This window comes from Kitasatospora sp. NPDC054768 (genome assembly GCF_053612025.1).
In genome coordinates this window covers 1-18,144 of the sequence record NZ_JBSHBN010000181.1, presented here as the reverse complement: position 1 = coordinate 18,144, position 18,144 = coordinate 1, and the positions used below count along the sequence as shown (strand labels likewise).

The 18,144-nt window shown below is 72.6% G+C and carries 11 protein-coding genes and 2 pseudogenes; 10 read left to right on the top strand and 3 right to left on the bottom strand.

Going from position 1 to position 18,144, the window contains the following annotated elements; all coding sequences use genetic code 11:
• Positions 1-126 (top strand): annotated as a pseudogene (locus tag ACWGKU_RS35300) (IS5/IS1182 family transposase); the annotation flags it as partial.
• 55 nt (positions 127-181) lie between these two features.
• Here the strand turns inward: ACWGKU_RS35300 and ACWGKU_RS35295 are convergent.
• The 3 genes and pseudogenes from ACWGKU_RS35295 to ACWGKU_RS35285 all read right to left on the bottom strand — a co-directional run.
• Positions 182-667, bottom strand: a pseudogene (locus ACWGKU_RS35295) (DUF2397 family protein); the annotation flags it as partial.
• 175 nt (positions 668-842) lie between these two features.
• Complete coding sequence (locus ACWGKU_RS35290) at positions 843-1,406, bottom strand: GPR1/FUN34/YaaH family transporter (RefSeq protein ID WP_401047942.1); 564 nt, start codon at positions 1,404-1,406, stop codon at positions 843-845.
• 337 nt (positions 1,407-1,743) lie between these two features.
• Complete coding sequence (locus tag ACWGKU_RS35285) at positions 1,744-4,305, bottom strand: SpoIIE family protein phosphatase (RefSeq protein ID WP_452180523.1); 2,562 nt, start codon at positions 4,303-4,305, stop codon at positions 1,744-1,746.
• A 481-nt stretch (positions 4,306-4,786) separates the two neighbouring features.
• On the opposite strand from ACWGKU_RS35285, the gene ACWGKU_RS35280 reads away from it, so the two are divergent.
• The 9 genes from ACWGKU_RS35280 (at position 4,787) to ACWGKU_RS35240 (ending at position 18,126) form a co-directional block, all read left to right on the top strand.
• Positions 4,787-9,388, top strand: a complete 4,602-nt coding sequence (locus ACWGKU_RS35280; RefSeq protein WP_401047947.1) for a HAMP domain-containing protein — start codon at positions 4,787-4,789, stop codon at positions 9,386-9,388.
• 311 nt (positions 9,389-9,699) lie between these two features.
• Complete coding sequence (locus tag ACWGKU_RS35275; protein ID WP_359913916.1) at positions 9,700-10,338, top strand: response regulator; 639 nt, start codon at positions 9,700-9,702, stop codon at positions 10,336-10,338.
• Positions 10,339-10,484: 146 nt separating this feature from the next.
• The gene (locus tag ACWGKU_RS35270; protein ID WP_452180524.1) at positions 10,485-13,157 is read left to right on the top strand and encodes a DNA translocase FtsK; all 2,673 of its coding nucleotides are present in this window, start codon (positions 10,485-10,487) and stop codon (positions 13,155-13,157) included.
• A 281-nt stretch (positions 13,158-13,438) separates the two neighbouring features.
• Entirely contained in the window at positions 13,439-14,302 is an 864-nt protein-coding gene (locus ACWGKU_RS35265) for a helix-turn-helix domain-containing protein (RefSeq protein WP_387694053.1), read from the top strand.
• A gap of 96 nt (positions 14,303-14,398) precedes the next feature.
• The gene (gene rimO, locus ACWGKU_RS35260) at positions 14,399-15,919 is read left to right on the top strand and encodes a 30S ribosomal protein S12 methylthiotransferase RimO (protein WP_401048230.1); all 1,521 of its coding nucleotides are present in this window, start codon (positions 14,399-14,401) and stop codon (positions 15,917-15,919) included.
• Positions 15,916-16,554 carry a CDP-diacylglycerol--glycerol-3-phosphate 3-phosphatidyltransferase gene (gene pgsA, locus ACWGKU_RS35255; protein ID WP_401048233.1) on the top strand — a complete coding sequence of 213 codons (639 nt, stop codon included), beginning with the start codon at positions 15,916-15,918 and terminating at the stop codon, positions 16,552-16,554. The genes rimO and pgsA overlap by 4 nt, the downstream gene beginning before the upstream one ends.
• A gap of 17 nt (positions 16,555-16,571) precedes the next feature.
• Complete coding sequence (locus ACWGKU_RS35250; RefSeq protein WP_380352587.1) at positions 16,572-17,084, top strand: CinA family protein; 513 nt, start codon at positions 16,572-16,574, stop codon at positions 17,082-17,084.
• 318 nt (positions 17,085-17,402) lie between these two features.
• Positions 17,403-17,771, top strand: a complete 369-nt coding sequence (locus ACWGKU_RS35245) for a helix-turn-helix domain-containing protein (protein ID WP_387694057.1) — start codon at positions 17,403-17,405, stop codon at positions 17,769-17,771.
• Between the two features lie 55 nt (positions 17,772-17,826).
• The gene (locus ACWGKU_RS35240) at positions 17,827-18,126 is read left to right on the top strand and encodes a hypothetical protein (RefSeq protein ID WP_401048235.1); all 300 of its coding nucleotides are present in this window, start codon (positions 17,827-17,829) and stop codon (positions 18,124-18,126) included.
• Positions 18,127-18,144: the final 18 nt, after the last annotated feature.

Here is an 18,144-nt window from a genome sequence, read left to right as displayed (position 1 = left end):
AGTTCCGCGCCATCGCGACCAGGTTCGACAAGCTCGCCGACCGCTACCGCGCCGGAGTCGTCCTGGCCTCCCTAATCCTCTGGCTCCGCGAACCAGCCAGATGATCATTTGTCAGACACGCCTTAGCCCGCAGCGAACCGCCGCCGGCGGGTCCCTGCAGGCGCCGCAGGTTCGCGTGCAGCGCCGGGATCCCGGTCACCAGCCGCCGACGGAAGCGGGCGGCCTTGCCCGTCACCGGCTCGTACCATCCCGCCAGCTGGTGCCAGTGCTCCTCCCGTGTTCCTGCGTCAGGTCGCAGCAGACCCCGCTGCACCAGCTCGTCGGCCGCGGAACCTGCGGTCGCCATCCGGGCCAGGTCGGCAAAACGCGGCTCCAGTTCCACAAGAGCCGTGTGCGCCCGCTCGGCCCCGACCTCCATCTGCCAGGCCGCGTGCGTGGCGTAGTCGACCAGCAGCCCCTTGAGCTCCAGCGCATCCTCAGCACCAAGGTCGAAGCGCTCCCACAGCCTCCCCAGCACCTCCGAGAAGCCCTCCAGCGAGCGGTCGAGGTCGTCGTGACTGACGAACAGAGCGTTCACCAGGGCGCACACGTCCCCGCCGTCGCCCGCCAGCGTCTCCAGTGTCTCGACCACCCGATCCAGGCCCCGCAGCGAGATCTCCCGGCCCACCGCGCCCTGGGCGCGCAGCAGGTGCACGAGCCGCTGCACCCTCCTCCCCGCCGCGGGGGGGGGGGTGGGGGCCCCCCCGGGGGGGCGGCCCCCCGGTGGGCGGGGGGCCCCGCCCCCGCGGCACCGCCGAGGAGCAGTTGGAGCAGGTGGGCTGACCGAGGTCGTTCCCGGCCGGTTACTTGACCGGCAGGGCGATCTTTCCCCAGGAGCCGTTGCTCAGTGCGGAGGTGGCCCAGTACCAGGCGGCCAGCCCGGAGACGGCCGCGATCCAGCCGGCGGCCTTGGCCAGGCCGCCGTAGCCGCCGAAGGTGGCGATGGCGGAGAGCAGCAGGGAGACCGTCAGCAGGCCGTAGACGGCGCGGCCGAGCAGGCCCGAACCCCAGCTCGCGGCGGTGAGGGTGAGGGCGAGCAGGGCCCACAGCAGCAGGAAGAGTCCGGCGGCGTTCTTGCCCGCCCCTGCGGCCGTTGACCAGGTCGCCCAGAAGGCGCCGAGGGTGGTGAAGGCGGTTCCGGTGAAGCCCTCGCCGCCGCGGAGTTGCCAGAGGCCCGCGATGAAGAGGGTGACGCCGCCGAGGATATGGGCGAGGTGGGCCGCGTTCCCGGCTCCGGCGCCGTGCAGGATGCCGGTGGAGAGCAGGCCGTAGGCGAGCAGTGTGAGACCGAGCGCGAGGTAGCCGAGGTTACCCGCGTCGGCTCCGGTGGAGCGGGCGTTCGTTGCCCCGGAAGCGTCGTTGCTCACCGGAGGCTCCTTTCACTCTGGGCGCGCGCAGGGCGCAGTGACGCTGTGGTGTCGTCTCGATGAGTGGATGCGCGCGACCGCGCCGAAGGCGCACGGTTGTGAGTGTGCGCGGGCTGCGGTCGGAAGTGAGGGGCATCGGAAGTGGTGGGCCAGCGGAGAGCCGCTGGTCGTGCCCCCGCCGGAGGGAATCTCCGGTGAGATCGGTCTACCCGACCCCGTTTCGCTTGTACCCTTGTGAATATAACAATTTGTGACTGCGCCAGCACGGCCCAGCACGGCCCAGCACGGCACCGACGCCGCGCCGACACTCGCCAGCATGCGCCGGCCCGCCGGACGCTCAGGTCTTGCGCTGGGTGGGCACCCGGAGGGTCAGGATCGCCATGTCGTCGGACGGCGGCTCCGGGGCGAAGCGTTCGACCGCACGCTGCACCCTCGCCGCGACCGCCCCGGCGGTCAGGCCGGTACAGCCGGTGAGCACCTCGGCGAGGCCGTCGTCGCCCAGCATCCGCCGGCCCTCGCGGCGTTCGGTGACCCCGTCGGTGACACAGAGCAGGACCTCGCCGGGGGCGAGCACCAGGTGCTCGGCGGTGAGGTCGAGGTCCTCCATGACGCCGAGCAGCGGCTGCGGGGTGGCGGCCCGGTCGACCTGGCCGTCGGTGCGCAGCCGCAGCGGCAGCGGGTGGCCGGCGCAGACCAGGGAGAGCTCGGTGCTGCCGTCCGGTCGGGGCGTCAGCTCGCCGTAGAGCAGGGTGAGGAAGCGGCTGCGCGAACCCTCGTCCAGGATGGCCGCGTTGAGCCGGCGCAGCACCTGCGGGGCGTCCAGGCCCTCGCGGGCGAGGAGCCGCAGCGAGTGCCGGGCCAGGCCGGTGACCGAGGCGGCCTCGGGGCCGGTGCCGCAGACGTCGCCGATGGCGAAGCCGTAGGTGCCCTCGCGGATGGTGAACAGGTCGTAGAAGTCGCCGCCGACCTCGTTGCCCTCGCCGGCCGCCTGGTAGTAGACGTCCACCTCGACGCCGGGGATCTCCGGCAGGTCCGGCGGGAGCAGGCTGCGCTGGAGGGCCTGGCTGGTGGCGGTGCGCTCGGAGTAGAGGCGGGAGTTGTCCAGGGCGAGGGCGGCCCGGCGGGAGAGGTCCTCGGCGAGTTCGAGGATCTCCTGGCGGAATCCGACGCCGGCCGGGACCCCGAGCACCAGCAGGCCGATGACGCGGTTGCGGGCGGTCAGTGCGAGGACGACGGTCTCGCCGAGCAGGCCGGCGAGCTCCGGGCTGTCGGCGAGGCCGCCCGCCTCGGCGGACTCTGCGAGGGCCGTCCAGAACCGGACGCCGTGGGCGGGGCCGGCCTCCGGTACGGGCGTCTTGTCGAGCAGGTCGCGCAGCGGGTCGATGCGGTCCTCGTCCTCGTGCAGGACGAAGGCGAGCCTGGCCGGTGAGGAGCGGTCGGCGGTGGTGTAGACGGCACACCAGGAGGCGAGGGTGGGGACGGCCATCTGGGCCATCAGCGCGAGGGTCTGCTCGTGTTCGAGGGTGCCGGCCAGCAGGTCGGAGGCCTCGACCAGGAAGGAGAGCGAGCCTCGGCGCAGCTGTTCGAGCTCGGTCAGCCGGGTGCTCTCGACGGCGAGGGCGACCCGGTCGGCGGCGAACTGCAGGCGCAGCGCGTCCTCGTTGTCGTAGCGGCCGGGCACGGCGGCGGCGATGCCCAGCGAACCGATCAGCCGGCCCTCGACCTTGAGCGGGACGGTGATCAGGGAGCGCATGCCGCTGTCGGAGAGCAGTGGCAGGCCGGTGGGCCGGGCGGAGAGGTCCTCGTGGACGGAGGGCAGCCGGGCGGAGTCGTAGCGGTTGCCGGTGCCGACCGGGAAGCGGGTGTGCCTGCGGTGTCCGGAGGTGAGGCCGGTGGCGGCGCGGACCTCGAACTCGGCCTCGTCGTCGGTGGTGAGCAGCAGGTACGCGGCGTCGCCGTCGAGCAGGTCGCGGGCGCGTTCGACGGTGCGCTGGAGCAGGGTGTCGAGGTCGTCGGTGGCGACCGGGCCGGCCAGCAGGTCGAGCCGGGGGCCGGCCGGGTCGGGGCGCTCGCCGGGCAGGGCCCGGGCGGGGGAGCGCAGCACCGCGCGGTCGGGTTCGAGGACCAGCAGGCAGAGGGTGGAGGGGACACCCTCGGTGTCGCGCAGCCGGACCTGGACGCCGTACACCTCGACCTCCTGGCCGTCCTGGCGGCGGATGCCGTAGCCGCCCTCCCAGCGGGCCATCCGCAGGGTGTCGGTCAGGCCGAGGCCGCGGGCGGGGGACTTGGGCCAGACCGCGAGGTCGGCCCAGGGGCGGCCGAGGACGGCCCCGGCGGGGTACTGGAAGAGCGCCTCGGCGTCCGGGTTCCAGGCCAGCACCCGGCCGTCCTCGTCGAGCTGGACGACGGCGACGCGCACCGGGCCGGGGCCGCTGGGCAGATCGCTGCCGGGGGTCGCGGGAACGGCGTAGCGGGTCCCGGACACGTGTACGGGCAGCGCGAGGCGGAACCAGACGGTCTTGCGTCCGGCCGCGTACTCGACGCCCCACCGCTCCGAGAGGGCGGAGCACATCAGCAGGCCGCGACCGCCCTCGCCGTCCGGGTCGGCGTAGCGGTCGGAGCCGGTGACCGGACCGTCGCCGAGCGAGGGCAGGCCGCGCTCGGGGTGGTGATCGGTGACCTCGATCCGGACGCTCTCCTCCTCGCGCAGGCAGCAGACCTCCGCGGCGGTGCCGGCGTGCACGACGGCGTTGGTGACGAGCTCGCTGACCAGCACGACCGCGTCGTCGACGACCTCGGGCAGGCCCCAGCCGAGCAGCGCGTCCCGGATGAACCCCCGTGCGGCGGCCGCGGACCGGCCGTCGGGATCGAAGGTGGCGGCTGCGCGCGCGGTGACCACGTTGCCACTTCTCCTCTGCTGCTCTTGCCCTGGCTGTCCGGGGTGCGGCGCCGAATCCCCGTGCGCGCCGTCGGGGTGAGCGGCGGCGCTGGGTCGGGTCGTGGCCCGGTGCAGCGCTCCACCCTACTTTCCGCTTGGTTCCCCGTGGGGACGGGGAGTCGAAACAGGCACCTGAGGGTGATTCTGCCCACCTGTTTCGGACGGTGCGGTACGAACCGAGCGCAACCGGCCGTGCACCCGGTGCCGGTGCTGCCAGACTGGGGGGTCCGCGACGGTCGGTGCGAGCAGTACGGTCGTGTGGGTGCCGGCGCGTCGCGGACCGTCGGCACGCAGCCCAGCCGGGCCGGTGCCCGGGTGCGTGCCGCACCGGCACGGTCGGTCACCGGACAGTTCACGATGTGGGAGGGGCCCGTTGAGTTCGGCCACCAAGGACGCAACCGGAACGACGCCGCCCACTGCGCGCGGTGGACGCCCCGGGGCCGTGCCGCGGAACGCGGCCGGCCGACGGGCGCCGGGCCACAATCGTGGCGCGGAGCCCGCCGAGCTGCGCAAGCTGCTGTCGGCGCTGACCGCGATGAGGGACGGCAACTTCCGCCGCCGGCTGACCGTCCCGGGGGACGGGCCGCTGGCCGAGATCGCCGCGGTGTTCAACGAGGTCGCCGAGCGCAACCAGCACCTGACCGGTGAACTGGCGAGGGTCCGGCGCGCGGTGGGCCGCGAGGGCCGGCTGAACGAGCGGCTGGAGACCGGCGCGGGCGAGGGCGCCTGGATGGCGGCGGTCGACAACTGCAACGCGCTGATCGACGACCTGGCCCGCCCGATGGCCGAGGTGGGCCGGGTGCTCACCTCGATCGCCGAGGGCGACCTGGACCAGAAGATGGAGCTGCGCTCGCTGCACAGCAACGGGGTGAGCCACCCGCTGCGCGGCGAGTACCTGAAGATCGGGCGGACCGTCAACGGGCTGGTGGACCAGCTCTCCGAGTTCACCGACGAGGTGACCCGGGTGGCCCGCGAGGTCGGTACCGAGGGCAAGCTCGGCGGCCAGGCCAAGGTCCGCAGCGTGTCCGGCAGTTGGAAGGACCTGGCGGACTCGGTCAACACCATGGCGGGCCGGCTGACCGCCCAGGTGCGCAACATCGCCCAGGTGACCACGGCGGTGGCCAAGGGCGATCTGTCCCGCAAGGTCACCGTCGAGGTGGCCGGCGAGATGCTGGAGCTGAAGAACACCGTCAACACGATGGTCGACCAGCTGAACGGGTTCGCCGCCCAGGTCACCACGGTGGCCCGGGACGTGGGGACGGAGGGCCGGCTCGGTGGGCAGGCCCAGGTGCCGGGCGTGGCCGGGGTCTGGCGGGACCTGACCGACTCGGTGAACTTCATGGCGAACAACCTGACCGGCCAGGTGCGCAACATCGCCCAGGTGACGACCGCGGTCGCCAAGGGCGACCTGTCGCAGAAGATCGAGGTGGACGCGCGCGGCGAGATGCTGGAGCTGAAGAACACCATCAACACGATGGTCGACCAGCTCTCCGGCTTCGCCGAGCAGGTGACCCGGGTGGCCCGTCAGGTGGGCACCGAGGGACGGCTCGGCGGTCAGGCGCAGGTGCCCTGGGCGGCCGGGGTCTGGCGGGACCTGACCGACAACGTCAACTTCATGGCGAACAACCTCACCGATCAGGTGCGCAACATCGCCCAGGTGACGACCGCGGTCGCCAAGGGCGACCTGTCGCAGAAGATCCAGGTGGACGCGCGCGGCGAGATCCTTGAGCTGAAGAACACCATCAACACGATGGTGGACCAGCTGGGCGCCTTCGCGGACGAGGTGACCCGGGTCGCCCGGGACGTGGGCACCGAGGGCATCCTCGGCGGCCAGGCCAGCGTGCCCGGCGTGGCCGGGATCTGGAAGGACCTGACCAACTCCGTCAACCTGATGGCCAACAACCTGACCAGCCAGGTCCGGAACATCGCCGAGGTGACCACGGCGGTGGCGCGCGGCGACGTCTCCAAGAAGATCACCGTCGACGCCCGGGGCGAGATCCTGGAGCTGGTGACGACCGTCAACACGATGGTGGACCAGCTGTCGGCGTTCGCCGACGAGGTGACCCGGGTGGCCCGCGAGGTGGGCACCGAGGGCATCCTGGGCGGCCAGGCCCGGGTGCGAGGGGTGTCGGGCATCTGGAAGGACCTGACCGACAACGTCAACTTCATGGCGTCGAACCTGACCGGGCAGGTGCGCAACATCGCCGAGGTCGCCGGTGCGGTGGCCCGCGGCGACCTCTCCAAGAAGATCGCCATCGACGCCCAGGGCGAGGTGGCGGCGCTCGCCGCGACCCTCAACACCATGGTCGACCAGCTGTCCTCCTTCGCGGTGGAGGTCACCCGGGTGGCCCGCGAGGTCGGCACCGACGGCACCCTGGGCGGCCAGGCCAGCGTGCCGGGCGTGGCCGGCATCTGGAAGGACCTGACCGACAACGTCAACCAGATGGCCAACAACCTCACCGGCCAGGTGCGGAACATCGCGCTGGTGATCACCGCGGTGGCCCGCGGCGACCTCTCGCAGAAGATCGACGTCGACGCGCGCGGCGAGATCCTCCAGCTCAAGACCAACATCAACACCATGGTCGACCAGCTGTCGGCCTTCGCCGACGAGGTGACCCGGGTGGCCCGCGAGGTGGGCACCGACGGGCGGCTCGGCGGCCAGGCCCGGGTGCCCGGCGTGGACGGCACCTGGCAGGACCTCACCGAGTCGGTGAACGAGCTGGCCAACAACCTGACCCGGCAGGTGCGCGCGATCGCCCAGGTCGCCACCGCGGTCACCAGGGGCGACCTGAGCCTGCGGATCGACGTGGACGCCGCGGGCGAGCTCGACGAGCTCAAGGACAACATCAACCAGATGATCGCCAACCTGCGCGAGACCACCCGCACCAACCAGGAGCAGGACTGGCTCAAGACCAACCTGGCCCGGATCTCCGGTCTGCTCCAGGGCCGCCGGGACCTGGAGGCGGTCGCCTCGCTGATCATGACCGAGCTGACCCCGGTGGTCTCCGCCCAGCACGGAGCCTTCTTCCTCGCCCAGCCGGCCGGCCGCACCGCCGAGCTGATCACCGAGGACGACGACGAGAACGACACCGTGCTGCGCCTGATCGGCAGCTACGGCTACCAGCGGCGGGCGATGCCGACCACCTTCCGCCCCGGCGAGTCGCTGATCGGCCAGGCCGCGGTGGAGAAGCGGGCGATCATCCTCAAGGAGGCGCCGCCCGGGTACCTGAAGATCGCCTCCGGGCTCGGCGAGGCCTCCCCGGCCCACATCGTGGTGCTGCCGGTGCTGTTCGAGGGCCGGCTGCTGGGCGTGATCGAACTGGCCACCTTCAGCTCCTTCACCACCGTCGCGCTGGACTTCCTGAACCAGATCGCGGACCTCATCGGCGTCACGGTCAACACCATCAGCGTCAACACCAAGACCGAGGGCCTGCTGCTGGAGTCCCAGCGCCTCACCGCCGAACTCTCGATGCGGTCAGCCGAGTTGGAGGCCCGCCAGGAGGAACTGGAGCGCACCAACGAGGAGTTGCAGGAGAAGGCCGAGCAACTCGCCCAGCAGAACCGCGACATCGAGATCAAGAACGGCGAGATCGAAGAGGCCCGGCAGGTCCTGGAGGAGCGCGCCGAGCAGCTCGCCCTGGCCTCCCGGTACAAGAGCGAGTTCCTCGCCAACATGTCGCACGAGCTGCGCACCCCGCTCAACTCGCTGCTGATCCTGGCCAAGCTGCTCTCCGACAACAACGAGGGCAACCTCTCGCCGAAGCAGGTCGAGTTCGCCGACACCATCCACGGCGCCGGCTCCGACCTGCTCCAGCTGATCAACGACATCCTCGACCTGTCCAAGGTCGAGGCCGGCAAGATGGACGTCCGCCCGGCCCGGATCGCGCTGGTCCAGCTGGTCGACTACGTCGAGGCCACCTTCCAGCCGGTCGCGCTGGACAAGAACCTGGACTTCGCCGTCCGGGTCTCGCCCGCCCTGCCGGTCACCCTGCACACCGACGAGCAGCGGCTCCAGCAGGTGCTGCGCAACCTGATCTCCAACGCGGTGAAGTTCACCGACGCCGGAGCCGTCGACTTCTCGATCCGCCCGGCCGGCCGGGAGGTCCCGCAGGACGTGCGCGAGCGGCTGCTGGAGTCCGGCTCGATCCAGGGCCCGGACGACGAGCTGATCGCCTTCGCGGTCTCCGACACCGGCATCGGCATCCCCGGGAACAAGCTGCGCGAGATCTTCGAGGCGTTCAAGCAGGCCGACGGCACCACCAGCCGCAAGTACGGCGGCACCGGCCTCGGCCTGTCCATCAGCCGCGAGATCGCCCGGCTGCTCGGCGGCGAGATCCACGCCGAGAGCGAGCTGGGCAAGGGCTCGACCTTCACGCTCTACCTGCCGCTGCGCACCGAGGCCCCGGAGGCCGTCGGCGACCCCCGCTCGACCGTGCCGGCCGGCCTGGCGCCGCGCGCCTCGGTCGGGGTGACCCCGGTGGGCCTGCCGGTGCCGGTCGGCGAGAACCCGGCCGACCACTGGGCCCAGGAGGTCCGCGAGCTGGCCGAGGAGCGCCGCCGCGGCGCGGTGGAGCGCCGGCGCAGCGCCGCCCTGGAGAGCGCCGCCGGACCGCGGCCGGTGGAGCCCCTCCAGCCCCGCCCGGTCAACGGCGGCCGGCGCTTCGACGGCCAGCAGGTGCTGATCGTGGACGACGACGTCCGCAACGTGTTCGCCCTCACCAGCGTGCTGGAGCAGCACGGCCTGACCGTCCTGTACGCCGAGAACGGCCGCGAGGGCATCGAGATGCTGGAGCAGCACGAGAACGTGGCGCTGGTCCTGATGGACATCATGATGCCGGAGATGGACGGCTACGCGACCACCGAGGCGATCCGCCGGATGCCCCAGTTCGCGGGCCTGCCGATCATCGCGCTGACCGCCAAGGCGATGAAGGGCGACCGGGAGAAGTCGCTGCAGGCGGGTGCCACCGACCACATCACCAAGCCGGTGGAGACCGACCACCTGCTGTCGGTCATGCGCGAGTGGCTGAACGCGGACCGCGCGTGAACGCGGACCGCGCGTGGTCGCGGGGGGAGGCGTGAAGCCCCGACCGGGCCCCGGGGTTCACGTCGGCCGGTCGGCCGGTTTGCTGGCGGTCGGGCCCGGGAACCGGGTAGGGTCACCGATCGTTGCGAACAGTGACCGGATGGCGACACGCTGCTGAGCGTGCGCCGGAGCACTGGCTGCGCGCCGCCCCGGATCGGGTCACGACGGGGCGATGTGCCGGGCGAGGGGGTGCGGCTAGCATGACCGGGGTAGCGGTGGGCAGTACGCGGGTGCCTGCACCGGGCGGCAGGCAGGCGACAGGAGGGCGAGCCCTGATGCAGAAGGCCAAGATCCTCCTGGTCGACGACCGACCGGAGAACCTGCTGGCGCTGGAGGCGATCCTCTCGGCCCTGGACCAGACACTGGTCCGTGCGGCCTCGGGTGAGGAGGCGCTGAAGGCGCTGCTCACCGACGACTTCGCGGTGATCCTGCTGGACGTCCAGATGCCGGGGATGGACGGCTTCGAGACCGCCGCCCACATCAAGCGCCGCGAGCGCACCCGGGACATCCCGATCATCTTCCTGACCGCGATCAACCACGGCCCGCACCACACCTTCCGCGGCTACGCGGCCGGCGCGGTGGACTACATCTCCAAGCCCTTCGACCCGTGGGTGCTGCGCGCCAAGGTCTCCGTCTTCGTCGACCTGTACGCGAAGAACTGCCAGCTGAAGGAGCAGGCCGCGCTGCTGCGCCTGCAGCTGGAGGAGGGCGGCGACGAGCGGGCCCTCGGCGGGGCGCTGCTGGGTGAGCTGTCCGCGCGGCTGGCGGCGGTCGAGGAGCAGGCGGAGGCGCTCGGCAAGCAGCTGGACGGGGGCGAGGACGCCGGGGTGGCCGCCACCGCGGCACACCTGGAGCGCAAGCTCGCCGGGCTGCGCCGGGCCCTGGACGCGATGCGCCCGGGCAGTTCCTGATCCCCTGCCGGGGTTCACCCGTCCGGGTGGTCCGGTGTGGCGACCGGGTGAATCCCGGTCAGGGTGACGGTGTGTCTGCGACACGTCCCGGCGCCCGGGCTCGGGCACATGTGCAGTGGTCGCCGGCCCCGGTAGGCTGCTGACCCATGGCCACTCGCACGCCCGGGAACGCAGCACGTAAGTCGAGTCCGGGAGCGTCCGGGAAGGCCGCGGCGAAGGCCCCGGGCAAGCCGCCCGCGAAGAAGGCGGCGGCCGGGAAGGCGGCTCCCGCGAAGAAGGCGGCGGCCAAGCCGGCCGCACCCGCGCCGAAGCCGTCCAGATCGGTGCTGATGGGCGCGCTCAACGCCCTGGCCAGCCCGATCGCGGCGATCTTCCGGGGCTTCGGCGACGGCGCCAAGAACCTGCATCCGGACCACCGCAAGGACGGCGTGGGCCTGCTGCTGTTCGCGCTCGCGCTGGTGACCGCGGCCGGCACCTGGTTCAGCCCGCAGGGCTGGCTGGGGGAGGGGGCCACCGCCGTGGTGTCCGGGCTGTTCGGCCGGCTCGACGTGCTGGTGCCGTTCCTGCTGGCCGCGATGGCGATCAGGCTCTGGCGCCACCCGGAGCTGCCGGAGGCCAACGGGCGGATCATGATCGGGCTGAGCGCGCTGCTGGTCGGCGTCCTCGGCCTGGTCCACATCGGCTGCGGCGCGCCCATGATGGGCAGCGGCGCCTCCCGGATAAGGGCGGCCGGCGGAATCATCGGCTGGGCCGCGTCCACCCCGATGATGGCCGCCGCCGGGCCGGCGCTCGCCGTGCCGCTGCTCCTGCTGCTGGCCTTCTTCGGCCTGCTGGTGGTCACCGCCACCCCGATCAACCGGATCGGCGAGCGGGTGCGGGGGATCGGCATACGGCTGGGTGTGGTCGAGCCCGGGCCGGAGGACGAGCGGTGGGGGCGCGCGCCGGAGCGCGAGCTGTCCACCGACCCGCCGGAGGACGCCGACCCCGACGCGCTGCCGTTCACCGTGGACACCGGCGGTGACGACCCCTCGGACGAGGTGGCCGCCCGCCGGCGCCGCCGCCGGCGCAAGCCCGCCGAGGAGCCGGAGGACGCCGAGCGGATCTCCCTGGACAAGGAGCCGCTGGACCCGTACGCCACCCGCGACCTCGCCGCCGGCGCGGCCGCGGACCTGGACGGCGCCCTGGTCTACGGCGTGCCCGCCTCCTCCGCGGTGGCGGACATGATGCACCAGGTGCAGGACCGCACCGCCCCGCCGGAGGAGGCCGCCGTCCCCGCCGCCCGCAGCGGCGGCCCGGGCGCGCCCGAGGAGCACGGCGCGGCGCCGGTGCGGATGGAGCAGCTGCAGTTCGGCGAGGGCGTCACCTACGCCCTGCCCTCGCTCGACCTGCTGGAGCGCGGCGGCCCGGCCAAGGCCCGCAGCGCCCTCAACGACGAGGTGGTCGCCCAGCTCACCGGCACCTTCGCCGAGTTCAAGGTGGACGCCAAGGTCACCGGCTTCACCCGGGGGCCGACGGTCACCCGCTACGAGGTCGAGCTCGGCCCGGCCGTCAAGGTGGAGCGGATCACGGCGCTCGCCAAGAACATCGCGTACGCGGTGGCCAGCCCGGACGTGCGGATCATCAGCCCGATCCCCGGAAAGTCCGCGGTCGGGATCGAGATCCCCAACCGGGACCGCGAGATGGTCAACCTCGGCGACCTGCTGCGCTCGCGCACGGCCGCCGAGGACACCCACCCGATGGTCGTCGGCATGGGCAAGGACGTCGAGGGCCACACCGTGATGGCCAACCTCGCCAAGATGCCGCACATCCTGGTGGCCGGCGCGACCGGTGCGGGCAAGTCCTCCTGCATCAACTGCCTGATCACCTCGATCCTCGCCCGGGCCACCCCGGACGAGGTGCGGATGGTGCTGGTCGACCCCAAGCGGGTCGAGCTGACCGCGTACGAGGGCATCCCGCACCTGATCACGCCGATCATCACCAACCCCAAGAAGGCCGCCGAGGCCCTCCAGTGGGTGGTGCGCGAGATGGACATGCGCTACGACGACCTCGCGGCGTTCGGCTTCCGGCACGTGGACGACTTCAACGCGGCGGTGCGGGCCGGCAAGGTCACCCCGCCGCTCGGCAGCGAGCGCGAGCTGACGCCGTACCCGTACCTGCTGGTGATCGTCGACGAGCTGGCCGACCTGATGATGGTCGCGCCGCGCGACGTCGAGGACTCGGTGGTCCGGATCACCCAGCTGGCCCGCGCGGCCGGCATCCACCTGGTGCTCGCCACCCAGCGGCCCTCGGTGGACGTGGTCACCGGCCTGATCAAGGCCAACGTGCCGTCCCGGCTGGCCTTCGCGACCTCCGCGATGGCCGACTCCCGGGTCATCCTGGACCAGCCCGGCGCGGAGAAGCTGATCGGCAAGGGCGACGCGCTCTTCCTGCCGATGGGCGCCAGCAAGCCGATCCGCATGCAGGGCGCGTTCGTCACCGAGGCGGAGATCGCCAGGGTGGTGCAGCACTGCAAGGACCAGCTGACCGCCGTCTACCGGGACGACGTGACGGTCGGGGGCGGGCCGAAGAAGGAGATCGACGAGGAGATCGGCGACGACCTGGACCTGCTGATCCAGGCGGCCGAGCTGGTGGTCTCCACCCAGTTCGGCTCGACCTCGATGCTCCAGCGCAAGCTCCGGGTCGGCTTCGCGAAGGCGGGCCGGCTGATGGACCTGATGGAGTCGCGCGGGATCGTCGGTCCGAGCGAGGGCTCCAAGGCCCGCGACGTGCTGGTGAAGCCGGACGAGCTGGACGGGGTGCTGATCACCCTTCGGGGCTGACGGGCGGGCCCGGTCGGGGCCCGGCCCGTGTCCTGGGCGAGGTGTCACTCGTTCGGAGGAGGGTAGGCGCCGCGTGGGGAACCGAACGTGCGTACACCGCGTCACACCGCGGAAAGCGGACCCCGGGTTCCCCGCGCGGCCGCGCTGACGGCCCGTCGGCTCGGTGCCGGACCCCGGTCGGACCGGGAGTGCGCATTCGGCCCGTTCCGCTTGAGAAACGATCCGCCCACGCCCCTAGACTGTTCCCCAGCAGGTGGCCATCCGCTCGAAAGGCGTGCCCCGTGACCATCGGCAAGTCCTCCGACCGCGAGAACACCATGCCGTCCCTCGAACCGGCCGACGACGTGGTGCAGGCGGCCGATGCCCCGAGCATCGGTCGGGTGCTGTCCACCGCCCGGATCGACGCGGGGCTCACGGTGGACCAGGTGAGTACCGCCACCCGGGTCCGGGTGCCGATCGTCCATGCCATCGAGGCGGACGACTTCGCCCGCTGCGGCGGCGACTTCTACGCCCGCGGGCACATCCGCCTGATCGCCCGGGTGGTCGGCCTGGACGGCGAGGCCCTGGTCGCCCGGTACGACGCCGCGCACGGCGGCCCGCCCGCCGCCAGGCGCCCGGCGACCCAGCTGATCGACAGCGGCCCGATCAAGGTGCCCCGCCGCGGCCGGCCGAACTGGGCGGCCGCCATGGTCGCCGCGATCGTCGCCGTGGTCGCGCTGATCGGCTTCAACCTGGTCAGCGGCACGGGCGGGCGCGGCAGCACCGGCTCGGCCAGCGCGCCGCTGCCCAGCGGCTCGGGGACCGGCTCGGTGGCCCCCGCCGCCACGCCCGCCGTCCAGCCGCCGGCTCCCGTGCCCAGCGCCGCCGCGATCGCCGCCGTCCCGGCCGACAAGGTCACCGTGAAGCTGGTCGCCGAGGGCACCAGCTGGGTCTCGGCGATGGACGGCAGCGGCAAGTCGCTGTTCCAGAACAACATCAGCAACGGCCAGGACCAGACCTTCACCGACCCCCGGCAGATCAAGCTGGTGCTCGGCAACGGCGGGGCCGTGCACGCGTACGTCAACGGGAAGGACCTCGGCCTCCTCGGCAAGGACGGCCAGGTGGTGCACGTCACGTACACCCCCGGAGACCCGCAGGCTGGCTGACCACAGGGGCCGGACGGCCCGCTGATGATCAGCTGATCCGAGGCGCGCGGACTCCGGGGCCAACGGCACCGGAGCCCGCGCGTTAATCTTGGGCCTATGCCTGAACGCCGTACTGTCGCCCTTGTCACGCTCGGATGCGCCCGCAACGAGGTGGACTCCGAGGAACTCGCCGGGCGACTGGAAGCCGACGGCTGGTTGCTCGTCGACGACGCCGCCGAAGCGGACGTCGCCGTGGTCAACACCTGCGGCTTCGTCGAGGCCGCCAAGAAGGACTCCGTGGACGCCCTGCTGGAGGCCAACGACCTCAAGGGACACGGCCGCACCCAGGCCGTCGTCGCGGTCGGCTGCATGGCCGAGCGGTACGGCAAGGAGCTCGCCGACGCGCTGCCCGAGGCCGACGGCGTGCTCGGCTTCGACGACTACACCAACATCTCCGACCGCCTGCAGACGATCCTCTCCGGCGGCCACCACGCCCCGCACCTGCCGCGCGACCGCCGCAAGCTGCTGCCGGTCAGCCCGGCCGAGCGGCAGTCCGCCGCCGAGGCCGTCGCGCTGCCCGGCCACGGCGCCGAGGCCCCCGCCGAGCCGATCACCGACCTGCCCGACGGCCTCGCCCCCGCCTCCGGCCCGCGCACCCTGCGCAAGCGGCTGGACGACAACCCGGTGGCCTCGGTCAAGCTCGCCTCCGGCTGCGACCGCCGCTGCTCCTTCTGCGCCATCCCGGCCTTCCGCGGCTCCTTCATCTCCCGGCGCCCCTCCGACGTGCTGAACGAGGCCCAGTGGCTGGCCGGGCAGGGCGTGCGCGAGATCGTCCTGGTGAGCGAGAACAACACCTCGTACGGCAAGGACCTCGGCGACATCCGGCTGCTGGAGACGCTGCTCGGCGAGATCGCCGCGATCGAGGGCGTCGAGCGGGTCCGGGTCTCCTACCTCCAGCCGGCCGAGATGCGCCCGGGCCTGATCGACTCGATGACCGGGACCGCCGACGTGGTGCCCTACTTCGACCTGTCCTTCCAGCACTCGGCACCCGCCGTGCTGCGCCGGATGCGCCGCTTCGGCTCCACCGACCAGTTCCTGGAACTGCTGGGGACCATCCGCGGCAAGGCCCCGCAGGCCGGCGCCCGGTCCAACTTCATCGTCGGCTTCCCCGGTGAGACCGAGGAGGACTTCGCCGAGCTGGAGCGCTTCGTCACCCACGCCGGGCTGGACGCGATCGGCGTCTTCGGCTACTCGGACGAGGACGGCACCGAGGCCGCGACCTACGACGGCAAGCTCGCCGAGGACGTGATCGCCGACCGTCTGGACCGGCTGAGCCGGCTGGCCGAGGAGATGACCGCCCAGCGGGCCGAGCAGCGGATCGGCACCGAGGTCGAGGTGCTGATCGAGTCGGTCGAGGACGGCGTGGTCGAGGGCCGCTCCGCGCACCAGGCCCCGGAGACCGACGGCCTGACCACCCTCACCGGCGTCGAGGCGCCCGGGATCGGCCAGTTCTGGCGGGCCAAGGTGGTCGCCAGCGAGGGCGTCGACCTGATCGCCGAGGCGCTGGAGCAGGTGCGACCGCCCAGGACCCCGGGCGCCGAGGTCGCGGGGGCCAAGGTCTCGGGAGTCGGGGAATGACCAAGGGGCCCGTCGCCCCGGCCGCGGCCCACCCGGGCAGACCGGTGGCCGCGGCGGCGTCCGCCCCGGGGGTCTGGAACATCGCCAACGTGCTCACGATGGTCCGGGTGCTGCTGGTGCCGGTCTTCGTGGCCCTGCTGTTCGCCGACGACGGGCACAACCCCAAGTGGCGCGCGGTCGCCTGGGCGGCGTTCGCGATCGCGATGATCACCGACCTGTTCGACGGCGAGCTCGCCCGGCGCAAGGGCCTGGTCACCGACTTCGGCAAGATCGCCGACCCGATCGCCGACAAGGCGATCATGGGCTCGGCGCTGATCGGCCTCTCGGTGCTCGGCGACCTGCCCTGGTGGGTCACCGTGGTGATCCTGGCCCGCGAGCTCGGCATCACGCTGATGCGCTTCTGGGTGATCCGTTACGGCGTCATCCCGGCCAGCCGCGGCGGCAAGCTCAAGACGCTCACCCAGGGCACCGCGGTCGGCATGTACGTGCTGCCGCTGACCGGCTGGCTGGCCACCGGGCGGGCCGTGCTGATGGGCCTGGCGGTACTGCTGACCGTCGGCACCGCGCTGGACTACATCGGACAGGCGCTGCGACTGCGCCGCGAGGGACAGGCCGCGGCCCGGGCCGGCCGCTGAGCGACGGGGGAGACCGGGTGGCGGAGCGGGACGTGGCGCAGCGGGACGCGGCGGAGCGGGACTACGAGCTGGCCGAGCGGGCGCACGCCGCGCTGCGGGCCGAGGGCGGCACGCTGGCGGTCGCCGAATCGCTGACCGGGGGTCTGCTGGCCGCCGCGCTGGTGGACGTCCCCGGGGCGTCCGCGACCTTCCGGGGCTCGGTCACCGCGTACGCGACCGAACTGAAGGCCTCGGTGCTCGGGGTGGACGAGGGCCTGCTGGACGTGTACGGGCCGGTCCATCCGGTGGTGGCCCGGCAGATGGCCGAGGGCGTGCGCGGATTGCTGGGGGCCACGTACGGGCTCGCGACGACCGGGGTGGCCGGGCCCGACCCGCAGGACGGGCGGCCGGTGGGCACGGTGCACCTGGCGGTCGCCGGCCCGGGGGGAACTCTGGTCAGTTCTCCCCTGCTGTCGGGCGGTCGTGCCACAATCCGTCACGGGGCGGTGACCGCGGCGCTGGAGCTGCTGGTCGGTCGGTTCGCACGGTAGGAGTCCGCCGGGCGGGGATCTCCACCGAACCGGGATCCGGCGATCCGGTGCGCGGGTATGGGACAGCTGGAGGATCGTGTTACATCCAACACCCTGGTTGGGCAGAAACCAGGTGGCGAACGAGTTGCGTGACGGTGGCGGGGCGGGTCGCGACGGGTACCACGAAGGGCCCGCGAACCCCGGTGCGACACCGGAACGAGGAGGGGGACGGCCTTGCAGCCCAGAGTGAACACGACCAGGGTCCCCGCACGCGAAGCGGGCAAGGCGGTACGGTGGGGTCGTGACATCTCGATCCGCAGTCCGAGGAGGGAGGCACCGATGATCCTGCTTCGTCGCCTACTGGGCGATGTACTGCGTCGGCAGCGCCAGCGCCAGGGCCGCACACTCCGCGAGGTGTCGGCGGCCGCCAGGGTTTCGCTCGGATACCTCTCCGAGGTCGAGCGGGGACAGAAGGAGGCGTCCTCGGAGCTGCTCTCCGCCATCTGCGACGCACTCGATGTCCGGATGTCCGAGGTCATGCGCGAGGTCAGCGACGAACTGTCGCTCGCCGAACTTGCGGCGATGGCCACCCTCTCCGAAGGTGATCTGCTGAGGCCGGTACTCGAACCGGTTCCGCTGCCCGCCCCCGGCACCGACCGGGCGACCCTGTCGCCCAAGGCCGCCGCGATGGACGTGGTCGCCGCCTGATCCCGGCCTCGACTCCCGGGCGCCCCTGCCCGGGGCGAGCGAAGGGAGGGCGGTCGTGCGAACAGACGCGCAGACGCGCCCGATGGCCCGAATACGGGCCCGGGCGCGGCTGTCCACCCGGGTACGGCGTCCGGTGCGCCGGCTGTTGGTGCTCTCGGCGGCCGGGCTCGCCTGGTGGCTCCTGGTGGTCCGGGGGCAGTTGACCGACGGTGCGGTGCTGGGGCTGCTCGCGGCCGGCGGCTGGGGACTCGGTCTCATCCCGGTCCACGCCGACTGGAACGCGACCGGACCGGCCCGGCGTCCGCGCGCGGCACCGGTGGAGCCGGTGGAGGTACAGCCGCCGCCGACCGGGTGATTCGACGGGGCCGGAGGC